General features: G+C 36.7%; 16 protein-coding genes. 13 read left to right on the top strand and 3 right to left on the bottom strand.

Features of this window, described 5'->3' with window-relative positions:
- Positions 1-37: 37 nt before the first annotated feature.
- Positions 38-556: an ester cyclase gene (locus OO013_RS16260; protein ID WP_266058013.1), complete on the top strand. Its 519-nt coding sequence runs from the start codon at positions 38-40 to the stop codon at positions 554-556.
- Positions 557-632: 76 nt separating this feature from the next.
- Here OO013_RS16260 and OO013_RS16255 read toward each other — a convergent pair whose 3' ends face one another.
- Complete coding sequence (locus tag OO013_RS16255) at positions 633-3,956, bottom strand: galactose oxidase-like domain-containing protein (RefSeq protein ID WP_266058012.1); 3,324 nt, start codon at positions 3,954-3,956, stop codon at positions 633-635.
- A gap of 385 nt (positions 3,957-4,341) precedes the next feature.
- Between OO013_RS16255 and OO013_RS16250 the strand changes: the two genes are divergently transcribed.
- The 6 genes from OO013_RS16250 (at position 4,342) to OO013_RS16225 (ending at position 13,573) form a co-directional block, all read left to right on the top strand.
- Entirely contained in the window at positions 4,342-6,009 is a 1,668-nt protein-coding gene (locus OO013_RS16250; RefSeq protein WP_266058011.1) for a tetratricopeptide repeat protein, read from the top strand.
- Positions 6,010-6,317: 308 nt separating this feature from the next.
- A complete protein-coding gene (locus OO013_RS16245; protein ID WP_266058009.1) occupies positions 6,318-7,427 on the top strand; it encodes a hypothetical protein in 1,110 nt (369 codons plus the stop codon).
- A gap of 95 nt (positions 7,428-7,522) precedes the next feature.
- Positions 7,523-8,233: a hypothetical protein gene (locus OO013_RS16240; protein ID WP_266058008.1), complete on the top strand. Its 711-nt coding sequence runs from the start codon at positions 7,523-7,525 to the stop codon at positions 8,231-8,233.
- Positions 8,234-8,554: 321 nt separating this feature from the next.
- On the top strand, positions 8,555-10,696 hold the full coding sequence (locus tag OO013_RS16235; protein WP_266058007.1) for an ATP-dependent nuclease: 2,142 nt from the start codon (positions 8,555-8,557) through the stop codon (positions 10,694-10,696).
- Entirely contained in the window at positions 10,697-12,502 is a 1,806-nt protein-coding gene (locus tag OO013_RS16230; protein ID WP_266058006.1) for a UvrD-helicase domain-containing protein, read from the top strand.
- 159 nt (positions 12,503-12,661) lie between these two features.
- Complete coding sequence (locus OO013_RS16225; RefSeq protein ID WP_266058005.1) at positions 12,662-13,573, top strand: hypothetical protein; 912 nt, start codon at positions 12,662-12,664, stop codon at positions 13,571-13,573.
- 330 nt (positions 13,574-13,903) lie between these two features.
- Here the strand turns inward: OO013_RS16225 and ltrA are convergent, their stop codons facing one another.
- The gene (gene ltrA / locus OO013_RS16220; RefSeq protein WP_439651861.1) at positions 13,904-15,022 is read right to left on the bottom strand and encodes a group II intron reverse transcriptase/maturase; all 1,119 of its coding nucleotides are present in this window, start codon (positions 15,020-15,022) and stop codon (positions 13,904-13,906) included.
- 704 nt (positions 15,023-15,726) lie between these two features.
- Here ltrA and OO013_RS16215 point away from each other — a divergent pair.
- Positions 15,727-17,160: a hypothetical protein gene (locus OO013_RS16215; protein ID WP_266058002.1), complete on the top strand. Its 1,434-nt coding sequence runs from the start codon at positions 15,727-15,729 to the stop codon at positions 17,158-17,160.
- Positions 17,161-17,329: 169 nt separating this feature from the next.
- Here the strand turns inward: OO013_RS16215 and OO013_RS16210 are convergent, their stop codons facing one another.
- The gene (locus OO013_RS16210) at positions 17,330-18,244 is read right to left on the bottom strand and encodes a hypothetical protein (RefSeq protein ID WP_266058001.1); all 915 of its coding nucleotides are present in this window, start codon (positions 18,242-18,244) and stop codon (positions 17,330-17,332) included.
- Between the two features lie 364 nt (positions 18,245-18,608).
- Between OO013_RS16210 and OO013_RS16205 the strand changes: the two genes are divergently transcribed.
- The 5 genes from OO013_RS16205 to OO013_RS16185 all read left to right on the top strand — a co-directional run bounded on the left by OO013_RS16205 (position 18,609) and on the right by OO013_RS16185 (position 21,748).
- Positions 18,609-19,064 (top strand): hypothetical protein, encoded by a 456-nt coding sequence (locus OO013_RS16205; protein ID WP_266058000.1) that lies wholly within the window; start codon positions 18,609-18,611, stop codon positions 19,062-19,064.
- Positions 19,065-19,267: 203 nt separating this feature from the next.
- Positions 19,268-19,720, top strand: coding sequence for a DUF1569 domain-containing protein (locus OO013_RS16200; RefSeq protein WP_266057999.1), 453 nt, complete (start codon positions 19,268-19,270; stop codon positions 19,718-19,720).
- Between the two features lie 355 nt (positions 19,721-20,075).
- Complete coding sequence (locus OO013_RS16195) at positions 20,076-20,681, top strand: hypothetical protein (protein WP_266057998.1); 606 nt, start codon at positions 20,076-20,078, stop codon at positions 20,679-20,681.
- A 378-nt stretch (positions 20,682-21,059) separates the two neighbouring features.
- Positions 21,060-21,350, top strand: coding sequence for a hypothetical protein (locus tag OO013_RS16190; protein ID WP_266057997.1), 291 nt, complete (start codon positions 21,060-21,062; stop codon positions 21,348-21,350).
- A 20-nt stretch (positions 21,351-21,370) separates the two neighbouring features.
- Positions 21,371-21,748 (top strand): hypothetical protein, encoded by a 378-nt coding sequence (locus OO013_RS16185; protein ID WP_266057996.1) that lies wholly within the window; start codon positions 21,371-21,373, stop codon positions 21,746-21,748.
- Positions 21,749-22,268 lie beyond the last annotated feature (520 nt).

Here is a 22,268-nt window from a genome sequence, read left to right as displayed (position 1 = left end):
AGGTTTATGATTTTAAACAGGTATATTCTAATTAATTATGAAAAGACCAATCTTAATAATTTCTATATTCTTCATCCTTCTGGCTGGCTGTCATAATACTCAGTCAAATTCAGAAGTAGTGGAAGAATCAAATGAAGAAAAAAACATTTCGCTGATAGAAAAATTATTGACAGAAGCCGATAATAAAAACGTTGACTTCATGGATGAGGTTTGTGCTCCTGATTATAAATATTATTTCCCGAGTAACTCAGAACCGATAAACCTGGAAGAACATAAAGCCTTTTGGAAAGGATTTAACCAGGCATTTCCGGACCTGAAGCATTCAATAGAGGATATTTATGCCAAAGATGATATAGTAGTCGCTCGTTTGACCGTTCGCGGAACTCTCCAAAATGAATTTGCAGGAGTACCCCCAAAAGGTCAACAAATCGAAGCCGGTCAGATATTGATAATCCGTTTTAAAAACAACAAGATTGTTGAACTCCGGGAAGAAGCTGACCTCCTTGGATTTTATCAACAACTGGGAATGGAGCTTAAACTAAAGGAAAATAAATAACCACGATAATTTTTAAATTCCCTTTATTAATGTAGCTACCAAAGTTATTAATCCAGGCTATTCACTTTTCTAATTATTAGCTTGTGAGCCTTATCCATCTGCCTTCGGAAGGTATGCGATCAGTATCAAGAATAAATATCAGGTACCAACCCGGAGGTGCAACAAAACCATTCGGTGGTGACTGTACATTTACACTAGTGGCATCCTGGCTATTAATAACCAGTTCAATTCTTCTCTGTGTCATATTCCACCCATGAGTAACCGCACCAGGCTTCATCAAAACTACCTCACCGATACTGGATCCCTGCGGTGTATCAATGACAAAAGCATTATCATAATCTACCTGAGCAGGGGCATTTACAATGTCAGGCCTAATTAAATTGAAATAGTATGGTTTAAATTGTTCATGAGGGGTAGGAACTCCTCCACTGCCATTCGGATCACCTCCGGCAATCACACTACCATCAGCCATCAATATTGCCGCCGAATGATAGGTTCTGGCATATTTCATAACAGGACCACGTTGCCATCCTCCGGTGAGATTATTTGGATCAAGTATTTCACATGGACCTCCATCAGCCCCTGAAATACCACCGCATAAGAACACTTTACCATCAGGTAAAATTACCGAGTGGCACTGCTGTGACCGGTCTTCATTCAGGTCCAGATAAGCGGGAGAACTCCAGGCCGGTGCAGGTTGCGACAGGTCTATAATCTCTGACGTGCCTGGTGTTGATCCAATATTTCCACCGATAATAACAACCTTCACAGCATAATCCGGAGGTCGTAAGGTGAGCATTACCGCTGTTCCTTTCTCTCCCGATGAACTGCGGTCACCATGAACTGTAGAAAACTGTTCATTTACAGCAGGGTTATTCGGGTCAAATCGATGTGTAGGAACATGTGGACCTGCGATAAACAGCTCACCGTCTGGCAAAAGAAATGTCCAGGGATAATATTGGTGGTCATCAAAATCCGGCATAGGAAATGGCTGTGGTGCACTCCATGTTCCAGTAGCTGGATCATAAATTTCTATGGATGTAGAATTTCCACCTCCTAAACCTAGGTTGGAGCCAAATAATGTCATTGCTTTTCCATCAGCCAGCGTAATGGTTGTAGAATAGAACCTTCCCTCCTGTGTTGGTGCCGTTGTTGACCAAGTTTCGGTCGTGCTATTGAATAAATAAGCCTTTTTCAGATTATCACGATAACCACCGTGAATTAATATGGTACCATCATTATCATTTAGAAATGTGTGTTCACCAGACCACAAACTCCATTGAGTATACCCTCCCGGTGTAATATCATCAACCTGGTTGGCAGTCATATGATATCCGGCATTTGGATCCCACAACCAGGAATATTCATGTTCCAGTGGACTGTAACGTGTCTCATAGCCAAAATATAACAGTTTTGAACTTTGAGGTAGTAAACAAGCATGCATCATGGCAACGCGTGGATCACCAGGTACATCTTCCCAGGTTCCTCCCCCCTGTTTTTTACACCGTTTCAGATCAACTTTTGGACAATCATTTTTACCATTATAAAGCTTAAGCCCCCTTTCCCTCATTAAATCACAAGCGAGGGAAGGTGTAAGCCATAATACATGTTTGGCTCTGATCATACCCACCATACCATTCATAAAGTGATGGTGTACATGACAATGGAAGGGGAATTCTCCATAAAAAGTATATTTTTTTGCGTTTTCAGGTCGTTTTTCAGGATCTTGAAGATCCTCAATTTTCTTATCCATCAACACCACACAAGGAACTTCCGTCTCAAAACAAAATGATTCGGCCGGACCAAGACTTCTAACATCGATTGCTTCACCTGCAACCGACCACCTCGCATTATGAACATGAAAATTATGCCATTCGTGCCTGATGTCAAGATTAAATATATACCACCTTATTTTTTCACCTGTGAAAGCTTCCACTGTTGGAGTATTTCCCAGAAAACCCCGACCATTTAAGCAATGGGTAGGAATATTGGCCCCTTCGGCCGAAGTAACAGTATGATGCTGTGAACTATGATTTTCCCACCTTACTGTCCCTCCCGGAGCGACATCAATCACCTCAGGGTAAAACCCCATATCAGGGCTATCCTCAATATTAACCGTTCGGAAGGCCGGAGCTCCAGACACTACCTGAACCGTACCCGTCATGCCCGGATGGTATTCACAGAAATAATCAAAATCGCCGGTGGCGTCAAAAATGTGTTCAAACACCCCGGTATTTTCTTCCATATCTCCACTGGTAAATAATGGTAATGTTTTATCGCTGGAAATAAAATGTAGAAACACCGGAACATGATGTTGTTTTTCTTTAAACTTTGGTATCGCCCAGTCTCCTAAAAATCTTTCATGTAAATTTTCTCTGAATTGCTTATAAAAGACCGGGTTTTTAACCTCTGCAAGGCTTAATTTCTTACCGAATACCTTCTCAATATCCAGTCGGTTATTAACCAGATAATCTTTTGGTAACGGTATTTCTTCGGGTGGTTTCATTCCCTTAGGCAATACCACCAAGCCACCGAACAAGCCAAGTTCAATAGTTTTTGATGAATTGCGGTAATGGCTGTGAAAAGGCCAGCAACCAACCATTTCTTCGGTTACATCAAATACATATTTCCAATACTGCTTTGGGCATATTTCATCTGATCTTCTTCCATCCGAACTTTGAACGCCTAAAGGATAAGTACCATCAGAGTCAGGACCGTATTTAAGCCCATGAATATGAAAAGAATGCGGTTGGTTATGATCATTAAAAACATGAATACAAAGCCTTTCTCCGGGATGCGCATACAATATAGAACCAGGGATTCGCCTGTCATATATTGGTTCATTTATGTCAGCATTTATTAATTTATAGGTTTTGGGAAATAAATAATCCGCATCTTCATATTCTCTGAAAACAACCGCATCTACTGCCCTGGCTACAACTTCATCTTCCTGGATGATTGTATCTTCGTGACCTGGTAATCTTAAGCAATCCCGTCGGTATTTTATTGGAAATAAAGGTTTTTCATCCTGAGGATCAACTGGTGAATAATCCTCAATTTCTTCAATTTTAAGGTATATATTTCTACATGGTTTACAATATGGGGGTTTCCAGAAAATACTTAAATCTTCCAGCAACCCGGGTGATATATCAGCATAATTTTGAAGATCGTATAAGGATCTAAACTGATCATTTGGAAGTTTTTTTCTTGCTTCAATTACCCGTTTACCAAGTTTTTCAGATAGCTCTTTCTTCAAGCGTTTTTGAATAGGTAAATGTTCTTTTAAAACATCCTTTATAGCCAGTATATTCAAAATATCATTGGGAATTGAAAGGCAATTAAAATAAAGGAGTATTTTCTTCTGTATTGAGGGGTCGATAGCTGAATATTTAGATTCCATGGTGAGTTAATGTTGGCTGATTCTTTAAATTTAACCCTTGCTTTAGTCAGGTACAATACCCAAACTCAGGCAATTTTAGCATCAGATCAGGTACAATTCTTTTCAACAGCTTACCACCAAATGAAGAATACCCAGGTATTATCGATTTCATTGGGTTTCAACCTTAGAGCAGGGAGCTAATATTCAAACAACAACAATAATAGAATACCACTAAATTCCAGCTGTTAAACCAGTGCACAACCAAAACATAGAAGCTTAATATCTCCTGTAAGTTGATGTTTCTTAGTAAATTAGATATTGGCTGAAAGATACACAGACTACAAAGACTCTACCTTTCGTATCCAACACCATTTCACCTCATTTATAGAACCTAATTCTATACAAAATGAAAAAGCTTCAGATTGTACTTCTGATATTTTTAACCACCTTAATTATAATCAGTTGTCAGAACAAGACCTCGAAAGCCCCGGTTCTCATTGAAGACATTGATCTCATCCGGGGAAATATCACCCTTTGTGGCAGCCAGGATTTTGGAGAGACCAGTTTTGGATTATCCACCAATAAAGATGTAAAGGAAAAATTTGATTTGGCACTCTCTCTTTTACACTCCTTTGAATACCAGGAAGCTGAAAAGGCTTTTGTGCAGGTAATAGATGAAGATCCACAATGCGTTATGGCTTATTGGGGTGTTGCGATGAGTAATTTTCATTCACTATGGTTACAGTCCGGAAGCGACTACTTAGAAAAAGGAAGTAAGATATTAGCAGCTGCCAAACCCCTGCCAAAAACCGAAAGAGAAAATGATTACCTGGAGGCCATCGCTGCCTTTTACACTAATTGGGAAAGTCTGGACCGAAATACGCGGATAAATAAGTTTGAAGAGAAAATGAAGACTGTATATGAAAAATATGACCAGGATAAAGAAGCTGCAATTTTTTACGCTCTGGCACTCCGGGCATCAGCCGATCCCGGAGATAAGACTTATAAGAAACAATTAGAATCAGGAAAAATATTAGAATCTATATTCCCCAATCAACCCAATCACCCGGGAATTGCTCATTATCTTATTCATAATTATGATTACCCCGAATTAGCAAAACATGCTCTTCCTACGGCGCGGAGATATGCCCAAATCGCACCCTCATCTGCTCATGCTCAGCACATGCCTTCACATATTTTCACGCGGTTAGGTCTTTGGGACGAGTCCATTCAATCAAACCTTAATTCAACAGCCGCTGCATTGTGCTATTCAGAAAGTATCGATCCAAATGGGCATTGGGATGAAGAATTGCACGGCATGGACTACCTGGTCTACGCATATTTGCAAATGGGTAAGGATAAGGAAGCTATTGAACAATACAATTACCTTAAGACATTCAAAAAAGTATTCCCTGAAAACTTTAAAGTTGCCTACGCTGCTGCAGCTATTCCAAGCCGCATAGCACTTGAAACTAAAGACTGGAAGACAGCAGCAAATCTTCAACTGCCACAACTCAATATCAACTGGCACGATTACCCATGGCAAAAAGCAATTATTTACTTTAGCCGGGCGTTGGGAGCAATCAATACTAATAATCTCAGGCAGGCGCAAACTGATCTTGATACCTTAATGATGCTACGAGACCAGTTACTTCAGGTTAAAGATGATTATAAGGCCAACCAGGTACAGATACAGATCAAAACGGTCCAGGCATGGATTTCCATGGTGGAACAAAACGAAAGTGAAGCTATTCAATTAATGACCGAGGCGGTAGAAATGGAAGAAAATACCGCAAAGCACCCGGTCACGCCTGGTGAAGTACTACCAGCCGGAGAATTACTGGGAGATCTATACCTTAGAATACAAAATCCGGAGGCTGCGCTAGAAGCTTACGAAAAAGACTTAAAATCTCATCCTAACAGATTCAATGGTTTATACGGAGCAGCCATAGCCGCACAAAAGTCTGGTGATAAGGAAAAAGCCGAGAGATATTTTACGTTACTGTTAAACTTAGCTCCGGAATCCGACAGAATAGAAATTAACGAGGCAAGGAATTATTTAAAAATGCAATAGACATATCTACCATGGCTGTCTAGAGTTGACCTTACCATACCCCCCATTGATGCGCACTGCAATTATCAAAACGCATCACTGACTAATCCCCAAACTAAATACCCTATAGATAATTATCCGATTACAGTCGGTTACAAACGATTACTAATGGGTATTTAATAATAATAAAGTTTGATTTCGAGCTCAAATAAGCTATTTTTCGGATTTTTAGGATAATATTTATCAACAAACAGGCATAACACTTTATAAGAAATAAAAGCAATAGCATTGTGCTTATTTTTTCGCCAGGCTAATTATCACAATTCAAAATGAAGACGACTCTTTTAATATTTTCATTTTTCGTAACACTCCATTGTTTCGGACAGTCTGATGAACGTCAGTGGGAAGAAGGAAAGCTTACCTGGAACGATTTTAAAGGTGAACCATTTGAATCCAGTCCAAGCGCATCAGAACTAAGTTACCAACTAAGTTATTCGACTACTAAAAAAAGAATCGGTGACACAACATTCTTCTTTTTTCAGACCAGGAATTACATTAACCCGTACATCTCCTGGGTGAAAGAATCCGAAAAATCTGATCAACTTTTGAGATACAACCAGGTTATTTTCAACATACTTGAACTTCATCGAAGAGAACTGCAAGAGGAGTTGCATAGAATCAATAATACCGATCTGGCTGAAAATAAATTCAGAACTCAATATCAAAAATGCAATTATGAAATTAAGCAGTTCCAACATGAAACAAACTCAGGAACAGATAAATCAGCTTTAGTCTACTGGGATAAAAAAATAACCCAGAAACTAAAGGACAATCCATTTGAACTTATTCCTGAAGTATCAGACAGGAATTTTGGATATGGTATCAATGCGGGTTTTGGAACTGGAATAATGACCGGTTCTATTTCAGATTTTTTCAGCCCTACTTTCAACTTCGTGTTTGGATTTGATATAGCCTACAAGAATACCACTCTTTTTCTTAACGGGACACTTGCCGGTAACAGGGTAAAAAGAGATTATACCGAGGATGGCTTTCTCTGGACTAAAGATCTTAAAACCAATGTTGCGATTATTGATGTGAGCATCGGACAAACTTTAATTGAAAATTCAACACATAAACTCACTCCCTTTGCAGGACTGGGAATTCTTGAATTTAGTGTCGCAAACAATGAAGGGGAAGCCTATGAAGATCACCGAATCGTAAATTATGGTTTGATCTATGGCCTGAACTATGATTTTAAATTTAGACATGCAATCAGGCTAACTCCTTCCCCATTTGGAGCTAAATATAAAGAACGAGCTGAACACAATATAAGAGTTAGACTATATGCAACCTCTTCCGAATATGAAAATATGAAAGGAACGTCTATCAATTTAACAGTTGGTTACGCACTTTTTGGAAGGATTATTAAAATCAAGTAACATAAACTAAAAATGAATGTGTGCACTAACCCTGCTGTCAGAAATCACATTTCAGGTTTTAGATTTAAATGAGTGGATCTAAGAACTTACAGAACATGAATACAGTATTAAACATAGTTAGAATAAACCTTTCATTACTTGGGCTATTGATCGGGTTAGGTAGTTTCGGTCAGGATCGGACAATACAGGTAGGTGTTGAAAATCAAATTCCTGCCGGCTGGATAGTCAGAGACACAGCCAGTGGAGACCTGAATAAAGATGGGTTAGCTGATTTAATACTGGTGGCACAAAGTGACAATAAAGCAGATTATAAAACGGATAATGACAGTTTTGGCAGTGACTCTATAAACGCTAATAAACGATTAATTTACATTTTCTTAAATGGACAAAAAGGACTGAAACTGTTTAGTAAAGTCGATGACATTATACCGGAACATGTTAGCCCGACAATGGATGACCCCTATGCCGGTATTAGCATTAACAATGGGATTCTACAGGTAGGATATTATTTCTGGGCAAATGCAGGTAGCTGGTATATGTATTCTACAGACTATAAATTTCGATTTCAAAACGGCGACTTTTATTTAATTGGAATCGAGCATGACAATACCCACCGAGGAAGTGGTGAACGTGAGACAATAAGCGTTAATTTTTCTACCAGAAAGGTTAACATTCAAAAATTCAATCCGCATTTAGATGATGATAAAGCAACATCCTCAGAGTGGAAAACTTTTGAGCTAGAAAAGCTATATAAAATCCCTGAAGTAATACCGACCAACATTAAAGTACTGGACAATTACCTTTAATTGCTTTCAAACATTGATAAGCTAAAAATTAAAAAATACTAAATTCACAAAGCCCTCAGAGCCATTCATAAAATATTACAAAGAAAAATAGATTTTCGGATTAAAACCGGTTACCAAATATTACTAAAAGGTATTTACAAGTAGGGAAATTAGAAATTAAAAAGTAAAGTGCTATTTTAGTCGCTTAATAGGATTTATTAACAAAATTAACAACGATAACTATATATGGGATAAGAGGCACAGAGTGGCTCATATACTTTCGTTAGCTGTAACCTTAGAAAACTCGATACTGATTAAACGAACGTGAAAAGAAACACATAAATGTACATCTCAAGAGTAAGCTTAGTGAACTACAAGAATTTTGCAAATGCAAAGTTTCTATTCAATAAGGGTATCAATACAATAATTGGAGAAAACGGATCGGGTAAAACCAATCTTTTCAAAGCAATCAGATTGCTATTAGAGGACTCTTCAATGCACTACGCTTACAAGCTTAACGAGCACGATTTTAATAGAACACTAGAAGGAGATAGTTGGAAAGGACATTGGATAATTATAAGCATAGAGTTTAATGAGATCACAGATGAAGAGGCAATCCAATCATTATTTGTTCATGGAGTGGGAATTGCAGAAGATGATTATGTAGAAAAAGCTTCATACAATCTCTTTTTCAGGCCAAAAGCTGATATAAGACAAAGGTTATCTGAACTTGAAAAGGGCGATCACGAAGGTTTGAATAGTATTTTAGAAGAAATCACGATTAGTGATAATTATGAAACCTTCTTTACGGGAAAAAGTACTGCTGATTTTAACGACCCAGCTGTTTACAAAGAATTAGTTGGAGATTTTGAAAATGTTGAATTTCCATCAACGATTGATTCATCCAAATTTGGCACAAAGATTCCTCATCAATTATCTATTTCTCAAGAGGTGTCATTTACCTTTATTCAAGCGTTAAGAGATGTTGTGAGCGATTTTCACAATAACAGGACTAACCCACTATTGACTCTCTTGAAAAATAAAAGTGGCGAAATAAAGGATGAAGATTACGAGCCAATAAGTGATTTAGTTGTAGAGCTAAATGAAGAAATAGAAGGGTTAGATGACGTTCAAAACATAAGGAAAGATATAAAGAGCACCATTCAAGATGCAGTTGGGTTAACGTACTCCCCTTCATCTCTATCTATTAAGTCTAGCCTGCCAAATGAAGCTGATAAACTGTTACAATCTTTGAAACTATTTATCGGAGAACCTGATGAAGAATATGAAGGAGGGATACATGAACTTAGTTTGGGAGGTGCAAACCTAATTTTTTTAACTCTTAAATTGTTGGAATTTAAGTATCGAAAGTCTAGAGACACATTTGCAAATTTTCTAGTAATAGAAGAACCAGAAGCTCATATTCATAACCATATTCAAAAGACTCTATTTGATAAACTCGACTATGGTGACACTCAAATTATTTACTCGACCCATTCAACACAAATATCAGAAGTTAGCAACGTAAAAAACATTAACATCCTTGCTAAGAAATTAAACCATGCGGAGGTATACCAACCTTCAAATGGATTGACTCCAAAAGAGATTAACCAAATTGAAAGATACTTAGATGCCATCCGAACAAATCTCTTATTTGCTAAAGGAGTAATATTAGTTGAAGGCGATGCTGAAGAGCTGTTAATACCACAAATGGTAAAAAAGGCCTTCGGAGTGAGTCTTGATGAACTCGGAATAAGCTTAATAAATATTAGAAGTACAGGCTTTAAAAACGTAGCACAGTTATTTCATTATGATAGGATTCACCGAAAGTGTGCCATTCTAACAGATTTGGATGATGCAATTTGCGATACCTCAATTATTGAAGGTGACAGTGATGCTATAAAAAAGTATAAGAACAGAGTTGAAAACTCAAGAAAAAAAGGTTTAGAAAGGAAAGCCATTTTGGATGAGTTTGAAAAAGATAATGATTGGTTAAAAACATTTTACGCCAAGTACACATTCGAAGTAGATTTCGTTTTGGAAGGTAATGATTGGGAAGTTTGTGAAATTATAGATGAAGTATATACTGACCCACAAATTAAAACAACGATTAAAAAAGAACTAGAATCTGAAAACGTCGCAATCTTTGGGAAACGAGTTTTAACCATGGCAAAAAAAGAAGGTAAAGGTTGGTTTTCTATTTTACTAGGAAAGCATGTTAATTTCCAAACATCTATTCCTGAGTACATTTTAGATGCGATAATTTTTGCGAAAGGTGAATATTCAAATAACACCATTGCTGACATTGTGGAGTATAGAATATTGAAGAATCAAGATGCAGATGAGAAACTTGATTTTTCAACTTGCATTAAAGCGCTTTCAGATTTCAAACAGGGCGCATCTTCACTTGACAAACTTCTTACCGAGCTGAGAACTACTATTCCTGACGATCAAATAATTACACTCTTAAAAAAATTACAATAAATGTTCGTTTGGGATAAAGGTGACTTGAACAATGAACAAGAACAGGCTGTAATACAACCTGAAAGCCTTTTACTAGTTGCTTGCCCAGGTAGTGGAAAGACGAGGACTTTGACTTTTAAAATTGCTTATGAATTAAGCAGACTTAGAACCAATAAGGAATTTATTATTGCAATTACATATACTAACAGTGCAGCTGACGAGATTAGAGACAGAGTAGAACTACTAGGAGTTAATACAGAACAATTATGGATAGGAACAATTCATTCGTTTTGTTTAGAATGGATTTTGAAGCCATACCATCTATATTTAGATAGATTAAAAAATGGTTTTCGCATTATCAATTCATATGAGTCCGAGGAAATTCTTAGCGAATTATGCAAGCCTTATAAAAATCAGAAAATAACTTATTGGGATTGTGGCATAATTGCTAAACCAGATAATTATTATCTAACCTGTTTAGATTCAAGTAAGCACAATTCTTTAAAAAAAATTATTGGTCAGTATTTTAAAATACTTGAAAACAATAATCAAATCGATTTTGAACAAATATTATTTCTTAGCCATGACCTGCTTAGAAAAAAGCCTGTTATAACTAAAATTCTCTCCAATTTATTTCCATTCATTTTAATTGATGAGTACCAGGACACAAAAGAAATCCAGTATCACATAATCTCTTACATTCTAAAGGCTAGCAATGGATCATCAAAGATTCTAATAGTTGGTGATCCCAACCAATCTATTTATAAATCGCTTGGAGGATACCCAATTGAAAAAAAAGAGTTAGAAGACTTACTAGGATTCGAACTAATTCAGAATAACTTAACTAAAAATTACCGCTCATCAGAAAGGGTAATAGAGTATTTCGAACATTTCAAAACATTTGAAAATGAAATAACCTCGCATAGTCCTAATAAAGATTATCCAAGTAAGATTACATTTAATTCAAACATTTCTGTTGATGAGTTAATTGATGAAATTTCCAAACTGATACTATTTAATGTAAACGAGGAAGGTATTCAGCCTAACGAGATATGTATAGTTGCGCCACAATGGATTCATTTAGCAAGTATTACTAGGCAATTAATGATTAAAATGCCAGACTTCAGTTTTGACGGTCCCGGAATGGCACCATTTTCTAGAGATATAGAAAACTTTTGGTACAAATTATCCAGAATAATTCTAACCGAACCTTCTCCTTATATGTATGTCAGGCGTCTAAGATGGAGTAAAGAAATTTTGAATGATCTAGAATTGGCAGGAATCGATGTGGACAAATTGAATAGTAAGCATTTTTTAAAAATATGTAATTCCATAGAGATTAATGAAAATGATGGGCTCGCTTATTTGGAAAAGGTCTTTCATGAAGTATGTAACCAACTTTCAATTGACATTAAAAGACACCCTGCCTTACTAGAACATCATAATTCATTTTTTGAAAGTTCAAGAAAAAGAATTGAAAGACTAATAAAAGAGGGTAACCCGTTTATCGGTGAGGTTAGTAACTTCAGGAAGGTTTTTAAGCAAAGAGAAGGAATTACAGTCTCCACAATTCATGGTGTTAAAGGTGAAGAGTATGATACGATGATTGGTTTTGCACTATTGGATGATTACGTTCCTCATTTTAATGATAATGACGGTGAAGAAAACTCAAAGAAACTCTTATATGTCTTGGCATCAAGAGCACGTAAAAATCTACACTTGATTTCTGAGAAATTTAGATCTGTTCATAGTTATCATGCACCAGAGGGAAAGACTCCAACCCCTCACTTAACAAAGTATGAATATGAGTATGACATTTTAAAATAAAAATAGGCAACAGCTAACAGCACCTAAGAAAACATGGGGCTGACAGTGGTTTCCGAAAAGTTCGTTCTTCGCGACTACCTTTGTCACGAGAGGACAGTATAGAGCCTCGAAAAGCCCCACGTTTCTTAGCTGCAAACCGTTAGTGGTAATTAAAACAAAATGAGTAAATCCAACCAAATAATTCCAGATTTCACAGAAGACCTTGTAGGTTTTATGGTTCAGAGTATGTTGACTATTGCTCGCTTTCCAAGAGCTCCTTTTGCGATGGTTCCTCTTTCCAAGAGTGAAGAAAGGATTTATGGAGCTGATGTAAGAATTGATTCTATTAGTCCAATATACATTCAATTCAAAAGGTCTTTAGCATATCCTGATTACAGCTCCGCACAATTCATAAAAGATAGAAAAGCATTAAAGGCTAACTGTTCTCCAAGAACATTATACTTTGAATTAAGAGCAAAGAAACCTAAACACAATGATTTCCAGCACAATATACTTTTTGATTTGAAAAACAAATTGGATAAAGCAGGAAAAGGAAAGGCTTTTTACACAGCACCATTATTCCTCAATAGAACAGCATATTTGTTAGCAGTGCATATGTCTTCCTTATTATCTTGGAGACCTTGGCATTGGTATAGACATGACCTTTTTTTCGAAAAAACACAAAATATCTTAACCCAAACAGGGAGTATCAGATTTCAAAATATTCCGATTCTTCGAGAGCATATTGTTATTCCACCTCATACAAAGGTTACAACGCATAAACACAGATATAGCTATTTAGAATCGGGTAAAGAAATCTGCTTTCATGAACCAACCAAACTTGATAATGAGCAAAATCTCGGACAAACAATTTATGACTTCTTAAAATTCAGAGATGGTCAACCTACAACGGAAATGGTTAATCTTCAAGAATCATTATCTCTATTATCTAATCTGAGCGAGAATATAGTTGTGGAAAGCGAGCTTAATTCAAACAAACAAATAATAGATAGATGGTTGGATTTTGGTGAAAAACTTAGGAACGAATATGAGATTTACCAGTTTATGCTGATAAAATTGAAAAATGAATAAAAGCCACTAATCGAGTAGACGGCTGACAGCCAATTGACTGCCAGTGCGCCTCTCACACCACCGTACGTACGGGGGCAATGCCCTTCCCTTCGCACTCTCGTGCTTGTGAACATATACGGCGGTTCGTCAATTCAAATCTTCACTTTCTGATAATAGTTTAACATGCTTTCATAGCCTTTTCTTCGGAGTCGGGATTCGGTAATTGTAGTTCCTAGAATTGGACTTTATTCACTTTCTCAATTGATTTTTAAAGGAGTTCATGAATGCAAAGCATTTGAGCAACTGCCCAGCCTCCCATTATTCATTGTATTGTTTAGTTTTCAATCGTATTCATGAATGCTTCGCATTTCTTGTCCGGCTCCAAGCATAGGCTTGACCTTGATTCACGCCTAATCTGATTAGGTTTTTACGCTTTCGCTCTAACTTTTTCCAGTCATGCCATATACAATATCTCAATCGGCATCGGAGCCACTCATCAAGTTTCTTAAGTCTGGCGTTAATACTTCCCTGTCGGAAGTTATTTATCCAACCTCTATATACTTCTTTGAGTTTATGGATGCGTTCCTGAAAGCTGTATGGCAAAGTTTTACTGGTAATCTGTTTGAGCTTGCGTTTCAAGGTTTCCCATGCTGTTTGTTTGGCTACTAACTGGTATTTACCTCGTTTTCCCTTTTGGTAAATCGGTACAAACCCGTGACCTAGCACTTCAAAAGTATTCGGTCGTCTTACTCCACTTTTCTGTCTATTTATTGGTAGTTCTAATTTTCCATTTAGAAAATTGGCTACTTCCCTGCTGATGCGTTCCGCTTCCGTTTTGGATTTTGTGTAAATACTAAAATCGTCTGCATAACGGATGAACTTATATCCTTTTACTTTCAGATACTTGTCCAGCTGATCAAGCAGGATATTTGACAGCAGAGGACTAAGGGGACTGCCTTGAGGCACGCCCCTTCTACGCTTATACAATCTACCATTAATCTGTATCGGTGATCTAAGCCATTTTTTAATCAACCAAAGGGTTGTATGGCATCCCATTCGATTATAGATCAATTGTAGCAGTTTGTAGTGTTGTACTTCATCAAAGAAACTCTTCAAGTCAATATCAACGATATCCTGACACCCATCATTGATGTATTTCAGGCTTTGTCGAACAGCTTGTTGAGTGTTCTTCTGTGGTCTGAAGCCATAACTTTCGGATTCAAATGTTAATTCGAACTTTGTCGCTAGTTGCTGACTTACTGCTTGTTGAAGCCAGCGATCTACTACTGTGGGTACTCCAAGTAGTCTGGTTTTGCCTTTTCTCTTCGGAATTTCCACTCCTTTGATCGGGTCTGGCAAATATTTACGGTTTAGCACATCGAGGATAATTCCAGACCTATGCTGTTCGAAGTAATCGCCTAGTTGATCTGTTCTCATTCCGTCAATGCCCGCTGCGCCCTTGTTACTCACCACTTGGCGATAGGCTTTTGTCAGGTTTCTTGCATGTAGTACTTTCTCTATCATTAAATGTTAATCTTGTCCGCTTAAGTGAAGGCTATCCCAGACTACTGGCATTCCAACACGAATTAAGACACGTTTGACGTTCAGCCCTTCCCAACATTGTGAGCCCTCTGTCGTTATCCGTTTCGGTGACAGCTCGTTGACCCATTGGTACTATGGCCTCTGCTGACTTCTCAAACTATAATAGCTTGAGATCTCCCCGGGTAAGAGCAGATTCCTTCCTCCGATCCCTGCGGCATCTGCCAGAAAAGGATTGTTGGTTTCGGGCTTCGTAATGATGTGCTTACTTACCCTCCTAATCAGGCCTCTGTATGTCGTTCCTGTTCGTCAGTACCGGATTTTGTAGTCTCGCTTCCTTTACTGCATACCTCACGGCAAACCAGCTTGCGACTTACTAACAGGCTTCACCAACTCGCCTGTAAGGGACTTGCACCCTCTGGAATATTATGGTATATTCAACACCAAAAAAAAACTGCCCATGCCGGGCACACACAATGTATATAAAAAATAGGCGGGACAGTAGTAAAATCAAGGCTTTTAGCTCGCATCAAAGTTAGTGCTTAACCGAAAGTTTAGAACTTCGAAATCGCCTACTTTTCATATACTAACCGTTACCACCAATGCAAAGAAACAGCGTGCAAAAATTAAACTAAGTGGAAAGAATATATTTTGACAAGCAGATATTTAGTCACCTATTCAAAGGAGAAAAACCTGAATACAAAAGGTTGCTAGATTATCTGAATCAGAATAAGGAGATGTTTCTTTTTTGTTATTCTCATGGTCATTTGCTTGACTTGAAAAATGACAAAACGGATATAAAATATCGAGAATTAGATTTCATTGAAACTTTAGTTAAAGACAATTATCTTTCATACCATGCAATTGACAAAAGGACTTCATGTTATTTAGCAAAGCCCTTAGAAGCTTTTAAGGATGTTGAAAGTGACGATGAGCCAATTTCGTTTACAGGACTATTTGATGACATCGATTTAAGCTTTGCAACTGATGAGCAAAGAAAGCAGTTTGAGAATGCTAAAGATTTATTTCAGAACCATAAGTTAGACTTTGGATTTTCACAGATTGGAGATTTACCTGAAGACATATCAGTCCCACTAAAAAAGGTTTTGCCAATTGGTGTTTCATCTATGACATTAATGGAATGGACTGAGCATTTTATGGGGATGTTAACTTCAATGGAGGAAGACAAGTCAACATATAAAGGTTTAAGAAATATTGTTGACAGATACATAAATAATGGGAAGTTTTCTGTCACATATGACGAGGTTGATTTTAACGATGATTTAAAAAACTCAGTTCTTCAAAAATCATTTATTGAATATGTCAATAGCAACTTAAATCCCAATGGTGATAAAGAAATAACTGATTATGATTTCTATATAAATGCATACTTTACTCTTGATTTACTAGGAATAAGCAAAGAACCATCAAAATCTGTAAAATTCAAAAACGTAATGAACGATGGATACCACAGTTATTATGGAGCATTTTGTGATTATGTTGTTTCGGATGACCAAGGATTTCTTAAAAAAACAAAGGTAATGTATAGACTGCTAGATATTAAGACAGAGGTTATGCATATTGACGATTTTATTCCATTTTTCAGCTTGTTTTCAAAACAGAAGGAAACTTCACCAAATATATTCTTTGATTTATTGATTAATGATTTAAAAAATGGAATCGTAATAAATTCAAATCAATCAATTAAATTCAATAGACACACAACGACTATTAAACCTCACCATAAATATTTAGGTTATTTCAACTTGATTGATAGTATCCAAGAAGATAATCAAGATTATATTTATTTGTACCGAAAGACTAAAAATTACTCCTATTTCAACTTTTTCAGAGAGTATGAAGGAATAATAAATAAAGCTATTAATCTATTCGGGGTTGATTACAACAATAAAAGTGAGTTTGATTGGGACACAGAGATTCAAGAAATTAAAGATGGGAAATGGAAAGGTAGATTCTGGGACTTTGGTAATTTGACAGTTCTGATTGAAATTAATATTGGAACGCGCGATATTGGATTATTAATAACGCCAAAGAATAATAATGAATAAAGCACAGGTGGTAATCGAGTAGACGGCTGACAGCCAATTGACTGCCAGTGCCCCCACTCGCGCAAGTATATACTTGTGCGAAATTGACAGGTTAAGCTCCCTGGTCCAAGTTTTAGCCCGAACTGATCGGTATGAGTTCATATACAAACTTTAATTAACAGTCAGGATCTCAATATAGACTAGGCATAAGCGTACCTCCCCATTTTGCCCGTAGTACTGCGTTGCTGTTGGCATTAGACGGGTCGTTATCCCAGAAACTAAATCCAAACTTTTGCCTGTGAAACCAGGGTCCGGTATGGCCTCCCCAAAATCCTTCTGCTGCAACTGTTTGAGAGATAACCCGGCAAATCTTAATAGACCATGGGATATTTGATTTAGCCGCAGAAAAGATACCTTCTGATCCGGCAGGTGTACCACAAGGTTCAAAACCATCAGGAAGGTATGGCGCCTGATCTTCCGCATCTGGCACAAAGCTCGCCCCACAGTGTGAATTGGTAGAACCCTGGCAAGGACCGTAAGCTGATCCATTATCACCCGGGTATTTCGCATCCCACATGGTGGTGAATTTTCTTTGATCACCCCATAAGGCACGGGCAAACAAACAACGGTCATTTTCGACCTGTCTGTCCTGACTGGTATAGCCTACAAGAGCTCTCAAATGATTTATGACAATTCTGTGCCACTCATCAACCTCGGCCTTGGTGGGATTATTAACATCTGCAAATGGCTGGTGTTCATAGTAAAGCTCATAAATACCCTTGAGGATATCACCAGATTCCGGAAATAAACATTTATAAAATTCCTCCTGAGTCATTTGAGTCGGATCGCAAATACTTACACCGTCCCATTTTGAGTTTTGCCATTTTTCAGCACTGATCCAAAACACGCCATCAGGATCGTGAGAGGTGTTACCCGCATTCACAGGCTTGGAAGCGAAGGTAGACCAATCCGCCTGATCAGGAGTATATTGCTCTGGATTATTGTTGTTATATTTATTTGCTAAAGTTTCGTCATCACTGCAAGAAAACAAGCCAAGACATAGAGTTAGCAGACTAACAAATAAAAAATTACGATTGACTCTCATCATTGTTATGGTTGAGTTTAAATAAAAAAGTAATCTCAAATGTAACCAATATTATTTTTTGAAAAAATCTTTCTTTATTAAAACAGTTTTTCCTCAACCGGTACGCGCTGTGATTAGGAAAACATGTGACGTACTTCTTTTGGTCCTCCCCGACCTATCGACAATTATCCGAATACAGTTGGCTACAAACATTTACCAATGAGCATTTTAACTAACAAAGTTTGAAATTGAATAGGAAACGGCTATTTTGGATAGCAAAAGGATTTATTAACCAAACAAACAACGATTTCTATATAGGAAATAAGCGCGACTGTGTCGCGATTAGCCATTCGTTGGGCTTCATTAAATTATCAGACCAATTAAATTGAGCAAAATTCAAGAAATAGAAGATATCTTCAACATTTTCCATGATGGAACAATAGATGATGTAGTTATTCAATCCAATAAGATTGATTTATTAATTGGAATACAATATTTAGCAGAATTGATTGATAAAAAATTTGAATTTTTCAATCTAAGATTAATAGGAGTTGAACTAATTGAATATGATACCTGGACAGCTAACTCATATAAATTGACAGATTGGAAGGAAATATTCGAACTTGGCATTTCAATAATAAACACTGAGACAGATAGTTCTGGAAATGTGGTAGTACATTCAAGTTGTTTTAATGTGCCTAATGATTTATTCGATGGTGGCAAATTGATAATTAAGTGTCGGGATTATGAACTTTTTGACGAATTAAAAAATCCCATCACAATAGAAAGATTAAAGGAATTATCAACATTTTATTGGAATGAAAAATTTGGAAAGAAATAAAAACGACTCCACAACAGCATGGATGCAGTCATGGCGGCTGTAGAGTCAGCTCAAGTGCCGGATTCTCTCTGGATTTAACTGTCCTAACGGAGGCGAAATCGGAACGATAATTCGCCACAAACTCCGACATAGAACGCTGGGGGTGCAATAAAGGGATCATTTATAGCTTAATTAGATAATTTAACCTAAATGTATTTAGACATATGAAAACAATCTTTAGCCAGGAAAACCGAGAGCAATTGATAAGTCGAATTGAACAAATCAATGAAGACAAAAAAGCGGAATGGGGGAAAATGAATCTAATGCAAATGCTCAAACATAATACCTATTGGAATAGATGGATCCTGGGGAAAGAAAATCACACTTATAAACAATCATTTCTGGGAAAGGTATTTGGGAAAATAGCTTTGAAGAAAATGATAAAAGACGAAAAGCCTTTTGACAAAAATATACCAACCTCTGATCAATTTAAAGTAAAAGTATCAAATGAAAATATAGAATCCGAAAAGGCTGAATGGATTTTATTGATTAACGAATATGCTAACTTTAGTAACCCGGCTTTTATACACGATTTCTTCGGCAAAATGTCAAAAGAGCAAATCGGAATATTAGTTTATAAACATACTGACCATCATTTAAGGCAGTTTGGATTATGAAAAGAAGCCAGATGCCAACAACGTGTAAAGCGGTATGCTGCTTCACGGTTGTTGGCAAGGCAAGTTCTTTTGGTTAACCCCAACTGACGCTCGTTACGATTATCAAAACACATGACGTACTTCTTTTGCTCCTCCCCGACCTATCGACAATTATCCGAATACAGTTGCCTACAAACATTTACCAATGAGCATTTTAACTAACAAAGTTTGAAATTGAATAGGAAACGGCTATTTTGGATAGCAAAAGGATTTATTAACAACCAAAAAAACGATAGCTATATAAGGAATAAGAAGCACAGAGTGGCGCTTAGCATTTCGTGGTGTGTTATGTAATACTTTAAATTAAAAAATAGATATGAAAGCGACATTAAAGTGGATAAATATTGGAATTATTTGTGGTTTTTTAGTTAGCGTTATTTACCCATCCTTACAGTTTATTTCAAATTTGAAATTGGGCGTTATAGTTGCGTCATCAATGAGTATTCTACTGAGTTTAGCTTCAGTTGGTTTATATTATTTTATTCAAATTCATAAAAAAAGTGTCACTTCAAAAATTGCATTATTTTCGAACATCATTGCAGGCGCAATACTAACCCAAATGTTTTTGGTTCAGCTTGCAATAAAAGCTTCCAGGCCAGAAATTTTTGATGAAACAGGTAAATGGGTCTGGTCAACAATAAATCATATTCATTATGGTTTGGACGTTGCTTGGGATGTATATATATTTTTAGGAACGATTTTGTTTGCGATTAGTGTTTTTCAACACCCTAAATTGGGTAAAATATTTTCTGTCACAGGAATATTAATTTCACTCTTAATGATAATTACGAACATCATCTCATTTCCTATTCCACCAGAAAAAGATTTGATTGATTTCGGTCCGTTTATTGGATTATGGTATTTGGGTCTAACAATAAAGATTACTCTATCTAGAAAATGGATACATCAACAAATACGATAAGCAGCAGTATAACACAGTACACAACATTGCATAAACGTAATGCGTGTTAAGTGGCTAAAATTGAGCTTTTTTGCTCCTATGACACTTTGAGTTAATCGCTCCCACTAGCGCAAGTATTTAATTGTGCTTTTACCTCTTACATAAATCAGTACCCCATCTTATCCATTAGTAAACGATTACAAACGGCTATAAAATTATCCGATTACAGTCGGTTACAAACGATTACTAACGGGTATTAATAATATAAAATATTTGATTTTGAGCTGGAAACAGCTATTTTTAGCTTTTTAGGGAAATTATTAACAACCAAAATAACGATAGCTATATAAGGAATAAGCGCGACAGAGTGGCGCTTAGCCAATCGTTATAGCCAATTAAATGAAAGAATTAGAAAAGATACAAATTTTTGCAGATGGGAAAACAATTCCAAAAATTGATTCTGGTTCTCCAATATTGTTAATTCAAAACGGATCTGTACATGTTGGAAAGATTAACTTAGGAGAATCTTATGAATTTAATATGGAAATTGAACACCCAACTAATAAAAAGGTATTGGACCCGATGGCCACAAAGTTAATTGAGAAAAAAAGGCCTGAATACTTAAATAGTGATAAAAGCATAATTACACTGTGTCCGAACGAAATTTCGGATCTAATGAAATTTAGTTAGATATTCCAAAATGATTAAATGTGGGCCATTTAAATTTAAAGGGACAGAAAATAAAAGGACTATATAGAAGTTCTGATGAAAAAAATTGGGCCCTTCTCCAAACCGATTGTTACACTTATGAATTAAGACTTGGTGGACTAAAACCCACGACTGAGAAAAGGTCAGAAGAATTTGCGATTAATTTGCCACTTACTGATAAAATTATAATAAAGGTCAAGACAGATGATTTTGACCTTTATTTCGAACTTGAAAATGGGGAGTGTTTAATTCATTCTGATAGTTGGATTCACGGGGAAGGAAAAATTGATTTTGAAGTAAGATTATTAAGCAAATCGGAATTTGATAAAGAAAGAAAAGAATGGTATGACTCAAGTGTAGAATTTAAAGAAGTAAAATAAAAGGCTATAACATCCTGTTCCATGAATAATCCTTTCCCTTCAATTTAAATATAAATCACTGATAATCATTAACTTTTCTTTTTGTTTTTATCCTTCTTTATCTTTTTCAAATGAGTGATAGCGGTCAAGGCCGGGCATAGCAATCCCAGGCGGATTGATAGGTCCGCTACGTATAGCCTTGAGGGCTATCTAAGCATTTGAGATCTTAAGAATTATAAAAACAAAACCATGCTTCCATTGGTGATCACCGGTTTCCGGACGTCACAGTTTTCGATTAGTTTGTTAAAGGGCGCCCGCCCCATGCTATGAAGAGGTGGTCACTGTTTCCAGACGCCACAATCGCTGTTTGGAGGTCGAGCGCAATATTAAGTTCGGCTTTATTTTTAAGTATTCCTTTCTCCTACCCTATTTTTCTACGCCAATCACATATTCTTCCTTTGTTTTTAATACTCGATATATTCTTGAAACTAGTTTTCTGGTGATTATCAGGATGGCCCGTTTCCGGCTATGGTTTTGCAAC

The organism is Mangrovivirga halotolerans, assembly GCF_026241165.1.
Classification (GTDB): Bacteria; Bacteroidota; Bacteroidia; order Cytophagales; family Cyclobacteriaceae; genus Mangrovivirga; species Mangrovivirga halotolerans.
This window is presented reverse-complemented; position numbering and strand designations above follow the sequence as displayed.

Coding starts and splice junctions, on each gene's coding strand:
- OO013_RS16230 (WP_266058006.1), top strand. CDS start 10,697: ATGTTCGTTTGGGATAAAGGTGACTTGAACAATGAACAAGAACAGGCT.
- OO013_RS16210 (WP_266058001.1), bottom strand. CDS start 18,244: ATGAGAGTCAATCGTAATTTTTTATTTGTTAGTCTGCTAACTCTATGT.
- OO013_RS16200 (WP_266057999.1), top strand. CDS start 19,268: ATGAAAACAATCTTTAGCCAGGAAAACCGAGAGCAATTGATAAGTCGA.
- OO013_RS16245 (WP_266058009.1), top strand. CDS start 6,318: ATGAAGACGACTCTTTTAATATTTTCATTTTTCGTAACACTCCATTGT.
- OO013_RS16250 (WP_266058011.1), top strand. CDS start 4,342: ATGAAAAAGCTTCAGATTGTACTTCTGATATTTTTAACCACCTTAATT.
- OO013_RS16235 (WP_266058007.1), top strand. CDS start 8,555: ATGTACATCTCAAGAGTAAGCTTAGTGAACTACAAGAATTTTGCAAAT.
- OO013_RS16225 (WP_266058005.1), top strand. CDS start 12,662: ATGAGTAAATCCAACCAAATAATTCCAGATTTCACAGAAGACCTTGTA.
- OO013_RS16260 (WP_266058013.1), top strand. CDS start 38: ATGAAAAGACCAATCTTAATAATTTCTATATTCTTCATCCTTCTGGCT.
- OO013_RS16190 (WP_266057997.1), top strand. CDS start 21,060: ATGAAAGAATTAGAAAAGATACAAATTTTTGCAGATGGGAAAACAATT.
- OO013_RS16195 (WP_266057998.1), top strand. CDS start 20,076: ATGAAAGCGACATTAAAGTGGATAAATATTGGAATTATTTGTGGTTTT.
- OO013_RS16255 (WP_266058012.1), bottom strand. CDS start 3,956: ATGGAATCTAAATATTCAGCTATCGACCCCTCAATACAGAAGAAAATA.
- OO013_RS16240 (WP_266058008.1), top strand. CDS start 7,523: ATGAATACAGTATTAAACATAGTTAGAATAAACCTTTCATTACTTGGG.